Origin of the sequence: Bordetella genomosp. 7 (genome assembly GCF_002261265.1) — a bacterium.
Lineage (GTDB): Bacteria > Pseudomonadota > Gammaproteobacteria > Burkholderiales > Burkholderiaceae_B > Bordetella_A.
This window is the reverse complement of the sequence record NZ_NEVK01000003.1, coordinates 952,559-966,264: the sequence shown is the minus strand read 5'-3', so window position 1 is coordinate 966,264 and position 13,706 is coordinate 952,559. Positions and strand designations below refer to the sequence as shown.

The 13,706-nt window shown below is 65.5% G+C and carries 14 protein-coding genes; 11 read left to right on the top strand and 3 right to left on the bottom strand.

What is annotated here, in order from left to right:
• Positions 1–49 precede the first annotated feature (49 nt).
• The 11 genes from CAL19_RS06895 (at position 50) to CAL19_RS06845 (ending at position 11,257) form a co-directional block, all read left to right on the top strand.
• Positions 50–682 (top strand): LysE family translocator, encoded by a 633-nt coding sequence (locus tag CAL19_RS06895; protein WP_026638180.1) that lies wholly within the window; start codon positions 50–52, stop codon positions 680–682.
• 74 nt (positions 683–756) lie between these two features.
• Positions 757–1,884 (top strand): 3-deoxy-7-phosphoheptulonate synthase, encoded by a 1,128-nt coding sequence (locus CAL19_RS06890; RefSeq protein WP_094796346.1) that lies wholly within the window; start codon positions 757–759, stop codon positions 1,882–1,884.
• Positions 1,885–2,013: 129 nt separating this feature from the next.
• Positions 2,014–2,472, top strand: coding sequence for a (2Fe-2S)-binding protein (locus CAL19_RS06885; protein ID WP_094796345.1), 459 nt, complete (start codon positions 2,014–2,016; stop codon positions 2,470–2,472).
• Positions 2,473–2,486: 14 nt separating this feature from the next.
• A complete protein-coding gene (locus tag CAL19_RS06880; protein WP_094796344.1) occupies positions 2,487–4,751 on the top strand; it encodes a xanthine dehydrogenase family protein molybdopterin-binding subunit in 2,265 nt (754 codons plus the stop codon).
• A gap of 30 nt (positions 4,752–4,781) precedes the next feature.
• Positions 4,782–5,759, top strand: coding sequence for an AraC family transcriptional regulator (locus tag CAL19_RS06875; RefSeq protein ID WP_249276261.1), 978 nt, complete (start codon positions 4,782–4,784; stop codon positions 5,757–5,759).
• 93 nt (positions 5,760–5,852) lie between these two features.
• Positions 5,853–6,179, top strand: coding sequence for an I78 family peptidase inhibitor (locus CAL19_RS06870; protein ID WP_026638184.1), 327 nt, complete (start codon positions 5,853–5,855; stop codon positions 6,177–6,179).
• A gap of 68 nt (positions 6,180–6,247) precedes the next feature.
• Complete coding sequence (locus CAL19_RS06865) at positions 6,248–6,970, top strand: 2OG-Fe(II) oxygenase (RefSeq protein WP_026638185.1); 723 nt, start codon at positions 6,248–6,250, stop codon at positions 6,968–6,970.
• 10 nt (positions 6,971–6,980) lie between these two features.
• The gene (gene alkB / locus CAL19_RS06860; protein WP_094796342.1) at positions 6,981–7,634 is read left to right on the top strand and encodes a DNA oxidative demethylase AlkB; all 654 of its coding nucleotides are present in this window, start codon (positions 6,981–6,983) and stop codon (positions 7,632–7,634) included.
• Between the two features lie 130 nt (positions 7,635–7,764).
• On the top strand, positions 7,765–8,943 hold the full coding sequence (locus tag CAL19_RS06855) for an acyl-CoA dehydrogenase family protein (RefSeq protein WP_094796341.1): 1,179 nt from the start codon (positions 7,765–7,767) through the stop codon (positions 8,941–8,943).
• Positions 8,940–10,160 (top strand): CaiB/BaiF CoA transferase family protein, encoded by a 1,221-nt coding sequence (locus CAL19_RS06850; RefSeq protein WP_094796340.1) that lies wholly within the window; start codon positions 8,940–8,942, stop codon positions 10,158–10,160. The genes CAL19_RS06855 and CAL19_RS06850 overlap by 4 nt, the downstream gene beginning before the upstream one ends.
• Positions 10,157–11,257, top strand: a complete 1,101-nt coding sequence (locus CAL19_RS06845) for a CaiB/BaiF CoA transferase family protein (RefSeq protein ID WP_094796339.1) — start codon at positions 10,157–10,159, stop codon at positions 11,255–11,257. Before CAL19_RS06850 ends, CAL19_RS06845 begins: the two co-directional genes overlap by 4 nt.
• Before the next feature lie 25 nt (positions 11,258–11,282).
• Here the strand turns inward: CAL19_RS06845 and CAL19_RS06840 are convergent, their stop codons facing one another.
• The 3 genes from CAL19_RS06840 to CAL19_RS19675 all read right to left on the bottom strand — a co-directional run bounded on the left by CAL19_RS06840 (position 11,283) and on the right by CAL19_RS19675 (position 13,693).
• Positions 11,283–12,092 carry an amidohydrolase family protein gene (locus tag CAL19_RS06840; RefSeq protein ID WP_249276260.1) on the bottom strand — a complete coding sequence of 270 codons (810 nt, stop codon included), beginning with the start codon at positions 12,090–12,092 and terminating at the stop codon, positions 11,283–11,285.
• A 97-nt stretch (positions 12,093–12,189) separates the two neighbouring features.
• The gene (locus tag CAL19_RS06835; protein WP_170941505.1) at positions 12,190–13,158 is read right to left on the bottom strand and encodes a Bug family tripartite tricarboxylate transporter substrate binding protein; all 969 of its coding nucleotides are present in this window, start codon (positions 13,156–13,158) and stop codon (positions 12,190–12,192) included.
• 13 nt (positions 13,159–13,171) lie between these two features.
• Entirely contained in the window at positions 13,172–13,693 is a 522-nt protein-coding gene (locus CAL19_RS19675; protein WP_170940314.1) for a cupin domain-containing protein, read from the bottom strand.
• Between the last annotated feature and the right edge of the window lie 13 nt (positions 13,694–13,706).

Below are 13,706 nucleotides of genomic sequence, written 5' to 3'. Positions count from 1 at the left end.
TCGCGGTACGCTTTGCGGCACGCCCTTCACTTTCGCCCCAAGGTGTTTCATGCCCGAGCTTTCCAACCTGGCCGCATTCGCTCTTATCTCGCTCGGCATGGTGCTCACGCCCGGGCCCAACATGGTTTACCTGATCTCGCGCTCGATCTCGCAAGGATCGCGCGCGGGACTGGTATCCCTGGGCGGCGTGGCGGCGGGTTTTGTTTTCTACCTGTTATGCGCGGTGCTGGGCATTACCGCGCTGCTGATGGCAGTGCCCTATGCGCACGATGCCCTGCGCCTGGCCGGCGCCCTGTATCTGGCCTATCTCGCATGGCAAACGTTGCGCCCGGGCGGGCGATCGCCCTTCCAGGTGCGGCAGCTGCCGCAAAGCAGCTCCCGGCAGCTGTTCGCCATGGGGCTGGTCACCAACTTGCTCAACCCCAAGATCGCCATCCTGTACTTGTCTTTGCTGCCGCAGTTCATCCAGCCGGGCCACGGCAGCATCCTGCTGCAATCGTTGACGCTCGGCATGACGCAGGTGCTGATCAGCCTGGCCGTCAATGCCATGATCGTCCTGGCCGCCGGAACCATCGCCGGCTTTCTGGGCGCGCGGCCGTTGTGGCTGGCCATCCAGCGCTGGCTGATGGGCACCGTACTGGCCGGGCTGGCCGTGCACATGGCCCTGGATGCGCGTCGTTGACCGTAGCCCCGGAGCGTCGGCGCGCCAGGGTGCGATAATGCGGCAGCTTTGAATTCCGCCATACCGAGATTGCCATGACCCGCATCGATGACCCCCGCCACGACCGCGAAGTCGGCACCGCCGACTCCACCCAGGACACTACGCGCATCGACGACGTGCGCATCGGCGCGGTACGCCCGTTGATTTCGCCCGCCCTGCTGCAAGACGAACTGCCGATTCCGCAAGCCACGCAGGCGCTGGTCGAGCACGCCCGCGCCGGCATTGCCGACGTGCTGCACGGCCGCGACGACCGGCTGGTGGTGGTAGTAGGCCCCTGTTCTATCCACGATCATGCCCAGGCTATCGAATACGCAAACCGCCTGAAATCCGCGGCCGACGCCCTTAAAGACGACCTGCTGGTGGTCATGCGGGTGTACTTTGAAAAGCCGCGCACCACGGTGGGCTGGAAAGGCTATATCAACGACCCGCGCCTGGACGGCAGCTTTCGCATCAACGAAGGGCTGCGCCGCGCCCGCGAACTGCTGCTTGAAATCGGCGGGCTGGGCCTGCCCGTGGGCACCGAGTTCCTGGATCTGCTCAGCCCGCAGTACATCGCCGATCTGGTGGCATGGGGCGCAATCGGCGCCCGTACGACCGAAAGCCCGAGCCATCGCCAGCTGGCCTCGGGGCTGAGCTGCCCGCTGGGCTTCAAGAACGGCACCGACGGCGGCGTCCAGGTCGCGGCCGACGCGATCGTCGCGGCTCGGGCCCGCCACGCGTTCATGGGCATGACCAAAATGGGCATGGCCGCCATTTTCGAAACGCGCGGCAACGATGATACGCACGTCATCCTGCGCGGCGGCAAGCAAGGGCCCAATTTCGACGCCGACAGCGTGCAAGCCTGCTGCGCGGCCCTGAAAGCGGCCGGCCAGCGCGAACAAGTCATGATCGACTGTTCGCACGCCAACTCGAACAAAGCCCACGAGCGCCAGGTCGACGTGGCGCACGATGTGGCCCGCCAGCTTGCCCAGGGCGAATCGCGCATCATCGGCGTCATGATCGAAAGCCATCTCGAGGCCGGACGCCAGGACCTGAAACCCGGTGTACCCCTGCGCCATGGCGTGTCCATTACCGATGCCTGCCTGGGCTGGCAGCAAACCGCCCCCGTCCTGGACCACCTGGCCCAGGCAGTGCAACAGCGCCGCGCGCGCCTGCGCGGCTAGCGGCCGGCCTGCGCAGGTTCGCAGGATCAGGCAAGAATGACAGAGAAATCGGCATTGCTGTAGGCGGGGCGAATTTCTTATTCTGCTCGTCTGCGGGGCGCGGGCCCCGCCGTTCAGAAGGAACTCGCCATGCCCGCCTTGAACATCAACGGCAACGATACTGCCCTGGATGCGCCCGATGAAATGCCGCTGCTGTGGGCGCTGCGCGATGTCGCGAACCTGACCGGCACCAAATACGGCTGCGGCATGGCGCTGTGCGGAGCCTGTACCGTGCAAGCCGACGGGGTTGCGATCCGCTCGTGCGTCACGCCCCTGGCTGCCGTGGCCGGCAAGAAGATCACCACGATCGAAGGCGTGGACGCCGACAGAGTCGGGCAAGCCGTGCAGGCGGCCTGGCGCAAGCTCGACGTGGCCCAGTGCGGCTACTGCCAGTCGGGACAGATCATGTCCGCCGCGGCCCTGCTCGCGCAAAACCCCCAGCCCACCGACGCCGACATCGACAACGCGATGAGCGGCAACGTATGCCGCTGCGCCACGTATGTGCGCATCCGCGCCGCCATCCACGAAGCCGCGCGCGCGCTGGCCTGACACAGGAGACACTCATGCATCCCATCGTGCGATCCCACGTCGCGGCGGTCATGCCGGTGCGCAATGTCAGCCGCCGCCGTTTCATGCAGGGTGCGGGCGGGCTGGTGCTCGGCTTCACGCTGGGCCCCGCCGCAGTCCGGTCCGCCGCCGGGCCCGCGGCCGCGGCCGACCATTCGGCGGCCTTCGCGCCGAACGCCTTTGTGCGAATCGGCAGCGACGGCACCGTTACGGTATTGTCCAAGCACCTGGAAATGGGGCAAGGCGCGTACACGGGCCTGGCCACCCTGGTAGCCGAAGAACTCGATGCCGACTGGTCGCGCGTGCGCGTCGAAGGCGCGCCCGCCAACACCGAGCTGTACAAGAACCTGGCGTTCGGCCTGCAGGGCACGGGCGGCAGCACGGCCATTTCGAATTCCTTCGAGCAGATGCGGCGCGCCGGCGCAACCGCGCGCGCCATGCTGGTGGCCGCTGCCGCACAGCGCTGGCAAGTCAGTCCGGCCGAGATCACGGTGTCCGAAGGCGTGGTGCGCCACGCCGCTACGCAGCGGCAGGCCACCTTCGGCGAACTGGCCGATGCCGCAGCCCGTCAGCCCGTTCCCGAATCGGTACAACTGAAGACGCCTGCCGACTTCAAGCTCATCGGCCAGGAAGCGCCGCGCCGGGTCGACGCTCATGCCAAGACCAACGGTGCCGCCGTTTTCACGCAAGACATCAAGCTGCCCGGCATGCTGGTCGCCATGGCGGCGCACCCGCCGCGCTTCGGCGGCAAGGTTGCCGGCTTCGATGCCAGCAAGGCGCTGGCCGTGCCGGGCGTGCGCCACGTCGTGCAATTCGCGGGCACCGGCCACAATTTCGAAGGGGTCGCGGTACTGGCCGACAACACCTGGGCCGCGCGCACCGGCCGTGATGCGCTGCAGGTCCAATGGGACGACAGCCGCGCCTACAGGCAAGGCTCCGAAGACATCCGCGCGCAATTTCGGGCCGCGCTTGACCGCCCCGGCGCCGTCGCCGGCAGCCATGGCGATGCAGAGGCGGCCCTGGCAAAGGCGGCGCACGTCATCGAGGCGGAATACGAATTTCCCTACCTGGCGCACGCCGCCATGGAACCCATGAACTGCCTGGTGCACTTGAGTGACGACCGCTGCGACATCTGGAACGGCGAACAATTCCAGACCGTGGATCAGGGCGTCGTGGCCAAAGTGTTGGGCCTGCCTGCGGAAAAAGTCTTCATCACGCAGTTGTACGCGGGCGGCAGCTTCGGACGGCGCGCCTGTGCGCACGCCGACTACATTGCCGAAGCCGCCCACATCGCCAAGTCGGCGCGTGAACAGGGAGTTGACGCCCCTATCAAGCTGGTATGGACTCGCGAAGACGACATGCGCGGCGGCTATTACCGGCCGTTGAACATCCACCGCGCGCGCATCGGCCTGGATGCGCAGGGCGAGCTGGTTGCCTGGCACGTGCGGCTGGCCGGGCAGTCGATATTCAGGGGCAGCCCGCTTGAAGCGGCCATGCAGAACGGCATCGACCCCTCCTCGGTAGAAGGGCAGGCCGATCTGCGCTATGCCGTGCCCAACCTGCTCGTTGAGTCGTACACACCCGATGACGTGGGCGTGCCTGTGCTGTGGTATCGGTCGGTCGGCCACACGCACACTGCGTTTTCGGCCGAAAGCCTGATGGACGAGGCCTCCGGTGCGGCCGGAAAAGACCCCGTCGCCTATCGGCTCGCCCTGCTCGACCAACATCCCAGGCACCGCAGGGTGCTGGAGCTCGCGGCGGAAAAAGCCGGCTGGTCGCAGCCGCTGGCCGCAGGCGGGCAAGGCGAACGGCGCGGCCGCGGGGTGGCGCTGCACGAGTCGTTCAGCAGCATCGTTGCGCAAGTCGCCGAAGTCACGGTAAAGGACGACGGCAGCTTCAAGGTCGACCGCATCGTCTGTGCCGTGGACTGCGGTCTGGTGATCAACCCCGATGTCGTCAGGGCCCAGATGGAAGGCGGCATCGGCTTTGGCCTGTCCACGGCGCTGTACGGCGCCCTGACTCTGAAAGACGGACAGGTGGAGCAAAGCAATTTTCACGACTACCCCGTTCTGCGCATCAACGAGATGCCGGCCGTCGAAGTGCATACGGTGGCGTCGCAAGAAAAACCCACCGGGGTGGGCGAACCCGGCGTTCCGCCGGTGGCGCCGGCGGTCGCCAACGCCCTGTTTGCCGCCACGGGCCAACGCATCCGTACACTGCCCTTCGAACAGCACACACAACGCCTGGCGCGATCGGCGTAATATTTCGCTGTTGCAGCATTCGCGATCAACATGGTTCCGGCAACCCAGATTTCGGCAAGCGTCCCGCCCGCCCTGGCCAGCGGCCTGGGCGAGCTCGCGGCCCTGATCAACCGTCATGCCCCCGCCGACGGGCTGCACCCCAGCGGCATCGAGGGCCTGTCGTTTTTCCGTTCTTCACGCCCCAGCGAACTCAGCTTCGCCGTGTACCGGCCATCCCTGGCGCTGCTGGTGCAGGGCGCCAAGCGGGTCGAAATCGGCGAAGACGTGTACGAGTACAGCGCGTCGGACTACCTGCTTACCTCGGTCGACCTGCCCGTGGCGACACGGATCACCCTTGCCAGCCCGGATACCCCCTACCTGTGCTTCGTGCTGGACCTGGACCCGCGCGATACCGCCAGCCTGATCGCCGAAACCGAACTGGCGGCCCCGGCAGACACCACGGCGGGGCGCGGCCTGGCAGTGGCCCGCCTGTCGCCCCCCTTGCTCGACGCCGCACTGCGCATGGCGCGGCTGCTGGACACTGCGCAAGACATTCCCGTGCTCGCCCCCCTGCTGCGCCGCGAGATCTCATACAGGCTGCTCACCGGAGAGCTGGGCGGCCGCCTGCGCCATATCTGCCGCAACGAGGGTCCGGCGCACCAGGTCCGGCAGGCCATTGCCTGGCTTCGCACCCACTACGACCAGCCGCTGCGCGTGGAGCAGCTTGCCCAGGCAGTCAACATGAGCACGTCGTCGCTACACCACCATTTCAAGGCGGTCACCGCCCTGAGCCCGCTCCAATACCAGAAGCAGCTCAGATTGCAGGAGGCCCGGCGGCTCTTGCTTGCCGGTCTCGCCGATGCGGGGGCTGCGGCACGCCAGGTGGGCTATGAAAGCGCCTCGCAATTCAGCCGCGAATACAGCCGGCAGTATGGCGCGCCGCCCCTGCGCGACGTGGCGCGGCTGCGCGGCCTGCCGGCCGCGGTAGCGGGTCAGGCACAGCTCGCGGTGGCAGGCGGCAACGACTGACCGCCCAGCGTCCCGGCCGTCCGCGCACGGATGAACAAAACAGCCGGCAAGCTGGTCTATCATGAACGTTCATTGCTGCCTGAAGGAGCCTTCATGATACGCAAGCTGATACCCGTTTTCCTGGTGGCCGGGCTGGCCGCCTGCGCCTCCAGCGGCACCCAGCGCGCCACGCCGGATGGCGCTGCGGACGCCTCTTCCCCCGCTGGCGCGCCCATGTCCGAATGCGACGCCCAGCGCGTGCAAGATCTGGTCGGCCAGAAGTACTCGGATTCCGTGGGCAACGATGCCCGCGAGCGTTCGCAGTCGGCCCACCTGCGGGTCATGCGTCCCGGCCAAGTCATGACGATGGAATACAACCCCACCCGCCTGAACGTCATCCTGGATGCGGGCGACGTGATCACGGCCCTGCGCTGTGGCTGAGCCCGGCGGCGGAGTTTGACCGCAACCGCCCGGATGCGGGGCGGCAGGGGCCGCCCTACACTGGGGCCATGAACGCCACCGAATCTGCCCGCCCGGATGGCCTGGCAAGGCTGGACTGGCCGGCCATCCTAAGCGCCCTCGACCAGGACGGATACGCGGTCCTGCCGGCTTTGCTGGATGCGGCCGAGTGCGCCGCGCTCGTGCGCGCATACGAAGACAACGCACGCTTTCGCAGCCGCATCGTGATGGCGCGGCACGGGTTCGGACGCGGCGAGTACAAATACTTCGACTACCCGTTACCCGACATCGTCGGGCGACTGCGCGAGTCGCTTTACCCGCGCCTGGCTCCCCTGGCCAACCGCTGGAACGCGGCGCTGGGCATCGATGTCAGCTATCCGGCCACCTTGCGCGGGTTCTTGCGACGCTGCCATGCCGCCGGCCAGGGCCGCCCCACGCCTCTGTTGCTGGCCTATGGACCCGGCGACTACAACTGTCTGCACCAGGATCTTTACGGTCAGCACGTCTTTCCGTTGCAAGTCGCCGTGTTGCTTTCAGAACCCCGGCAAGACTTCACCGGCGGTGAATTTGTATTGACCACGCAGCGCCCCCGCATGCAGTCCCGTGCAGACGTGGTGCCGCTGCGCCGCGGCGACGCCGTCGCGTTTGCCGTCAATTACCGGCCGGTGCAAGGCACGCGCGGCCCGTACCGCGTCGTGCAGCGCCACGGCGTGAGCGTGGTGCGTTCGGGGCAGCGGCATACACTGGGCATCATCTTCCACGACGCCCAATAGCGCCCACTGTATGAACCTGGACCTGTTCTCCACGGGCAGCGAACCGCCCGTTGAACTCGAACCGGGCGCGGTCTTCCTGCGCGGCCATGCGCTGCCCTATGTCGACGCGCTGCTGCCCGCGCTGGAAAGCGTCATGCAGGCAGCGCCGCTGCGCCACATGGAAACCCCGGGCGGCTTTCGCATGTCAGCTGCCCTGACCAATTGCGGCACATGGGGATGGACCAGCGACCGCCACGGGTATCGATACACGCGGCATGACCCGCAAACCGGCCTGCCCTGGCCCGCCATGCCGCCATCATTCCTGCGTCTGGCGCAAGACGCGGCCGGCGCGGCCGGTTATCCCGGCTTCTTGCCGGATGCGTGCCTGGTCAACCGTTATGCGCCCAAGGCGCGTATGAGCCTGCACCAGGACAAGAACGAGCAAGACATGAGTGCGCCCATCGTATCGGTGTCGCTGGGCATAGACGCCATGTTCCTCTGGGGCGGCGGGCAACGCAGCGACCCGGCGCGGCGCGTGCCATTGCAGCACGGCGATGTGGTGGTCTGGGGCGGCCCGGCGCGCCTGCGCTATCACGGCGTACTGCCGGTGGCCCAGAACCATCATCCGCGCCTGGGCGCGGCACGCGTGAATCTGACATTCCGGCGCGCGGCGACCACCACATAAGTTGTACGTATATCTTAAAGAAAAACGCCTCCGCGCCATAAGCAGCCGCGCGAATTACCTGATAAATACGACTTGACCGGCACAAGTTACGCTGCAATACTTGTACGTACGTATTTACCAAGAGGCCACCATGACCACTCCAGACTCCGTTCGGTCGATCTCGGCCGGCGATGAAGCCGAACTGCTCGCTGCCGTTGATCGCTGGATCGAGCGATCGCTAAAACCCGAAGTCGTGCGCGAACACGACCATGCCGACCGCTACCCCAGCCATATCGTCGAAGAAATGAAGGAACTGGGCCTGTTCGGCGCGACGGTAAGCACCGAATACGGCGGCCTGGGCCTGCCCGCCACCACGTATGCCAAGATCGTCATGCGCGTGTCATCGGTATGGATGTCTGTCACTGGCATATTCAACTCGCACCTGATGCTTGCGCTGGCCATCGAGAAGTTCGGCACCGCACAGCAGAAGCAGCAATGGCTGCCCCGCTTGGCGTCCGGAGAAGTCCGCGGCGGCCTTGCGCTTACCGAACCCGACGCGGGCACCGACCTGCAAGGCATACGCATGACGGCCCGGCGCGATGGTGACCACTACGTCATCAACGGAACAAAAACATGGATCACCAACGCTGTCGAAGGCTCGTGCTTTGCCCTGCTGGTCAAAACCGATCCCGACGCACAGCCCCCCCACAAGGGCATGAGCCTGTTCATCGCGCCCAAGGGGCCCGGGTTCGACAGCAGCCGCAAGCTCGCCAAGCTGGGGTACAAGTCCATCGATAGCGGAGAGCTCATCGCTGAAGACTATCGTCTACCGGCCGACCACCTGATCGGCGGCGTCGAAGGCCAGGGCTTTTACCAAGCCACGGGCGGCCTGGAACTGGGCCGCATCAACGTCGCCTCGCGCGGGGTGGGCATCGCCGAAGGCGCGCTGCGCCTGGCCACCGAGTATGCCCAGATACGCAAGACGTTCGGCAAACCTATCTGCGAACACCAGGCAATCGCCCTGAAACTGGGCGAGATGGCCACCAGAGCCCGCGCAGCGCGTCTGCTGACGCTGGACGCCGCTGCCTGCTTCGACCGCGGAGAACGCTGCGACATGGAAGCCGGCATGGCCAAGTACTTTGCATCCGAGGCGGCGCTGGAAAACAGCACCGAATCCATGCGCATCCATGGCGCCTACGGATACTCCAAGGAATACGACATAGAGCGCCTGTACCGCGATGCCCCGCTGACCTGCATCGGCGAGGGAACCAACGAAATGCAGCGCATCATCATTTCCAAGCAGTGGATCAAAAGGAATCCCGCGCAATGACCCCGGGTGCCGGCAAGCCACAGGGCCGTCACGTACCGCGCCCTGCCCATCTTCCGCTGCAGGGCGTACGCATCATCTCGGTAGAACAGTTCGGCGCGGGCCCCTACGGCACCATGTTTCTCGCGCACCTGGGTGCGCAGGTCATCAAGATAGAAAACGCCGCAACCCGCGGCGACCCGTCCCGCCAGACGGGGCCGTTCATGCTCGGCCCGGACGACAGCCAGTATTTCCAGAGCTGGAACACCAATAAGCAAAGCGTCGTTCTGGACATCAAGTCCGACGAAGGCCGCCAGGCCTTTGAAACACTGGCGTGTGAAGCGGACGTTGTGCTGAACAACCTGCGCGGCGACCAGCCGGCCAAGCTGGGGCTGGACTACGCGTCATTGTCACGGCTCAATAAGGCATTGGTATGCGTGCACATTTCCGCGTACGGCCGCGACAACCCCCGTGCTTCATGGCCGGGCTACGACTATCTGATGCAGGCCGAATGCGGGCTGATGCACCTGACCGGCGAGCTCGGCACACCGCCCGCACGCTTCGGCGCGCCTTCCATCGTCGACCACATGACGGGCCTTACATCCATGGTCGGCCTGCTATCGGCACTGCTGCGCGCGCGCGAAACCGGCCAGGGCTGCGATGTAGATACCAATCTGTTCGACGTCACGCTCCACCAGCTTGGCTACACCGCCACGTGGCTGCTCAACGAACAGCATGCCGCCCAGCGGCAAAAGCGCAGCGCGCATTATTCCTTGACGCCTGTACAGACATTTCCCACCGCCGACGGCTGGATTTTCATCATGTGCATGACCCAGAAGTTCTGGGAAGCCCTCACCCAGGCGCTGGAGCGCGACGACCTGGCGGCCGACCCGCAATTTCGCACCGCCGAATTGCGCTTCCAACACCGGGCGCGCCTGAGCGGGCTGCTGGATGACGAGTTCTCGCGTCATTGCACCCAACATTGGCTATCGCGGCTGGAAGGGGCGCTGCCGGTCGCTCCGGTGCTGTCGCTGGACCAGGCCCTGCAAAGTGATTTCGTTCGCGACAGCGGCATGCTGACCCGCATCGACCATGCCGCCAGGCCCGACCTGCGCATGCTGTCCAACCCGCTGAAGTTCAATGGGAATCGCCCGCCCCTGCGCCCCTGCTCGGCCTTGGGCGCCGATACCGAAGCGATTCTTTGCCCTCCCGACGTCATTGCTTCGCGAGATCTGTCATGAAACTATCGGGTATCCGCGTACTGGATATGTCCAACTTCCTGCCTGGCCCTTACCTTTCGCTGGAAATGGCCGACCATGGCGCGGAAGTCATCAAGATAGAGCAGCCGGCCGGCGACCCCGGCCGCCACATCGGCCTGTCTGACGGGCCCCACACGGTGTTCTTCCGCAACCTGAACCGGGGCAAGAAAAGTATCGCCCTGGATCTGAAATCCGAGCATGACCGGGCCGCCCTGCACAAGCTCGTCGAAACCGCGGACGTATTCATCGAATCGTTCCGCCCCGGCGTAGCGGCCCGTCTGGGCGTCGACTATGCGACGCTGGCCCGGATCAACCCGCGGCTTGTGTACTGCTCGATCAGCGCCTTCGGCCAGGATGGCCCCTATCGCGACCGCCCCGCGCACGACCTGGCGGTCCAGGCGCTGTGCGGCACTTTGTCTTTGACCGCCGGGGCCGATACGAACCCCGCCATTCCCAACCTGCCGTTTGCCGATCTGCTGAGTGCCTTGCAAGGCCTGTCCGGTGTACTGATGGCGCTGTTGCGCCGGCACGAGACAGGCAAAGGCGATTATCTGGATATCTCCATGTCCGATTGCATGATCGCCGCATTGCGCAACGTGCTGGGCTCGACGTTCGCCCACAACCGCGCGCCCGAGCCCGGCCAGGACCGCACGACCGGCGGCAGCGCCTTCTACCGCATCTACCGGACGCGGGATAACCAGCATGTAGCGCTGGCTGGCCAGGAACCGAAGTTTGTGCACGCGCTATTGAACGAACTCGGCCGGCCCGACCTGGCCGAGGCGTGCCTGCGAGGCCCCGGCCCGCACCAGGCGCCTGTCATGGAGTTCCTGGAACAAGCCTTCGGGCAGGCCACCAGGGCTGAATGGGAAGCCCGGCTCGAGGCGCTCGACATGTGCTTTGGTGGCGTCAACACCCTGCCCCAGGCCCTGCAGGACCCTCACACCCAGGCGCGAGCCATTGTGATGCGCGACGCGGACGGCAGGCCGCATATCGGCAGCCCCATCCGCTTCCTGCACGAACCCGCGACCATCAATCTGGAATCACCGCAGCTGGACCAACACCGCGACCTGCTGCCCTGACCGGCACAGCCCCGGGCGGGTGTTTTCAGTTCGGCGATATGCCGGCGTCTGACCCTGCCCCGGAAAACCCATACAGCCGCTGCGCATTGCCGGCCAGAATAGCGTCGCGCACCGCGGCATCGGGTACGCACTGCCCCAGCAGGTCCAGCAGATCGCCGGTATTGGGCATGGTCTTGCGAAAGCTCACGTGCGGCCAGTCCGATCCCCATACACACCGGGTGGGCGCCGCCTCGGCCAACGCACGCGCGTAGGGAATCACGTCCTGGTAGGGCGGATCGGAAAGCGAAATCCGAAATCCTCCGGACAGCTTCACCCAGGCGCCATCGCGGACCATGTGCAGCAAGGTTTGTCCCGCATCCGTGCCGGCCAGGTCCGGCGACACATAACCCATGTGGTCGAACACGGCCGGAACCCGCAGTTTCGATATCTGCGGCGCAAGAGAAGGCAACTGCGGGGCATTGACCAGGAATTGCAGGTGCCAGCCCATTTCCATGCAGATGGCCTCGTATTCGGCCAGCGCCCCCAGGCCCACGCCGCCGCCCGTCGTCGTATTCAGGCGCAGACCGACCACGCCAGCCTCGTCCAGGCTGCGCAGCCCCGTCTCGCCCAAGTCGTGCGGGATAACCGCGATGCCGCGCAAGCGGTGCCGGTTGGCCGCCACAGTATCGCGCATCAGCGTGTTGTCGGTGCCGTGCACGCTTACCTGCACCAGTACGCCATACGTCATCCCGGTGCGGTCCAGCATCCGTAGGTACGCTTCGGGCGGCGCGGGGTGCGGCGTATAGCTGCGCTCTGTTATCCAGTGTGTTCCGATCACGTGCGCATGCGCATCCACGGCACCCGCCGGCAAGCTGAAACTGGCCGGCGGGCGTGGAGAGTCGTCCGGCGCGGGATCCGGTGCCTGGTGACCGTGCTGGTTGTCACCATGCATATCACGACTCCATCTTCAGGCGACCGGCCGCCGCCATTGCGCGCATGAACTCGTCTTCTTTGTGCATGATGCGGGCATAATCCTCGGCCGACCCCCACTGCACGAACGAACCCATCTTGGTAACGCCTTGCACGAACCGACTTTCCTGCAGCGCGGCATTCGCCGCCTTCTGCAACGCCAGCATGATCGAGGCAGGCGTGCCGGCGGGAGCGGAGATGCCCAGGTAAGTGGTGACGTCAAAGGGCTCCGGGCCCAGCGAGGACACCGACGGGATGCCGGGCAAGGCATCCTGCAACGGCCCGAATACCGCCAGCGGCACCAGTGTGCCCGACTCGATATAGGCCTTGGACGTGGATACCTGGTCGGCTGCAATTTCAATCTGGCCACCCAGCAAGTCCTTCAGCATGGGATTGGAGCCCTTGTACGCGATGCCGTTGAACCGAATCTTTCCCACCGCTTCGAGATCCAGCATGGCCAGGTGATTGGGCGTGCCCAGGCCGCTATAGCCCATGGCCACCGTCTGCGGCCGCGCCTTGGCCGCCGCCACGACATCGGCGAGCGACTTGTAGCGGCTGCCTGCTTTTACCACCAGCACCAGCGGCGTCTTGCTGACCAGGCATACCGGCTGGATGCTGTCGATACCGTAGCTGACCTTGACCAGATGGGGCGTCACTGAAAACACGCTGGGAGCGCAGAACAACAGGTTGTAGCCATCGGGAGGCGAACCCGTCACGTGCAATGCCCCTATGGCGCCGCCTCCGCCAGGCTTATTGCCGACCACAACGGACTGCCCCAGCGTCTTAGCGAGCGAATCGGCGAACAGGCGCGCCGTCAGGTCGGCATTGCCGCCCACCGCGTACGGGACCCAAAGCGTGATCGGGCGGGTTGGATATGACTGCGCGAAAGACAGGCGCGCGGCGCAAGCGCCCAGCACGGCAGCGGAGCCCCGCAGGAATTGTCGACGAAGCATGCCAGACTCCTGGTTAATCGTTGTCGGCGGCGAAGTACGCGCCCGCCTTGAAGATGGTGGGACGGGCCGCCACGCCGTTGCGCTTCGCGTCGCCTGCAGCATGGCGCCCTTGGGTATCCGATCGGCTTTGCATCGCCTCATTGGGAATGCCGAACTTGGGATGAAGATCGGACGAATCCTTCACCAGCGCCGCCCCCACCCGGAACATCACCAGATTGCCATGCGCTTCGTCGGCCTTGAACCGGTAGCGTGTGCCCCGCGGCACGGTCACGCCTTCATAGGCCCGAACCCTGGCGCTGCTTCCGTCCTCGAAATGAAACTCCGCCTCGCCCTGCAGCACCAGGAACACATGATCCTCGATGTCATGGCTGTGCAGCGCGTTTTCCCCGCCCGACGAATACACCTTGGAATGCGCCCACAGCATGGGAGACAGCCCCAACAGGTCCATGGTCGCGCCGTCCTCCAGCAAGGGCAGATTTCGCATCGAGAACCGCAATCGCTGCGCGGTTGATGTCACTTCAGCATCAGGTTTCACCGTTGTCTCCTTG

Coding starts and splice junctions, on each gene's coding strand:
- CAL19_RS06895 (WP_026638180.1), top strand. CDS start 50: ATGCCCGAGCTTTCCAACCTGGCCGCATTCGCTCTTATCTCGCTCGGC.
- CAL19_RS06890 (WP_094796346.1), top strand. CDS start 757: ATGACCCGCATCGATGACCCCCGCCACGACCGCGAAGTCGGCACCGCC.
- CAL19_RS06885 (WP_094796345.1), top strand. CDS start 2,014: ATGCCCGCCTTGAACATCAACGGCAACGATACTGCCCTGGATGCGCCC.
- CAL19_RS06880 (WP_094796344.1), top strand. CDS start 2,487: ATGCATCCCATCGTGCGATCCCACGTCGCGGCGGTCATGCCGGTGCGC.
- CAL19_RS06875 (WP_249276261.1), top strand. CDS start 4,782: ATGGTTCCGGCAACCCAGATTTCGGCAAGCGTCCCGCCCGCCCTGGCC.
- CAL19_RS06870 (WP_026638184.1), top strand. CDS start 5,853: ATGATACGCAAGCTGATACCCGTTTTCCTGGTGGCCGGGCTGGCCGCC.
- CAL19_RS06865 (WP_026638185.1), top strand. CDS start 6,248: ATGAACGCCACCGAATCTGCCCGCCCGGATGGCCTGGCAAGGCTGGAC.
- alkB (WP_094796342.1), top strand. CDS start 6,981: ATGAACCTGGACCTGTTCTCCACGGGCAGCGAACCGCCCGTTGAACTC.
- CAL19_RS06855 (WP_094796341.1), top strand. CDS start 7,765: ATGACCACTCCAGACTCCGTTCGGTCGATCTCGGCCGGCGATGAAGCC.
- CAL19_RS06850 (WP_094796340.1), top strand. CDS start 8,940: ATGACCCCGGGTGCCGGCAAGCCACAGGGCCGTCACGTACCGCGCCCT.
- CAL19_RS06845 (WP_094796339.1), top strand. CDS start 10,157: ATGAAACTATCGGGTATCCGCGTACTGGATATGTCCAACTTCCTGCCT.
- CAL19_RS06835 (WP_170941505.1), bottom strand. CDS start 13,158: ATGCTTCGTCGACAATTCCTGCGGGGCTCCGCTGCCGTGCTGGGCGCT.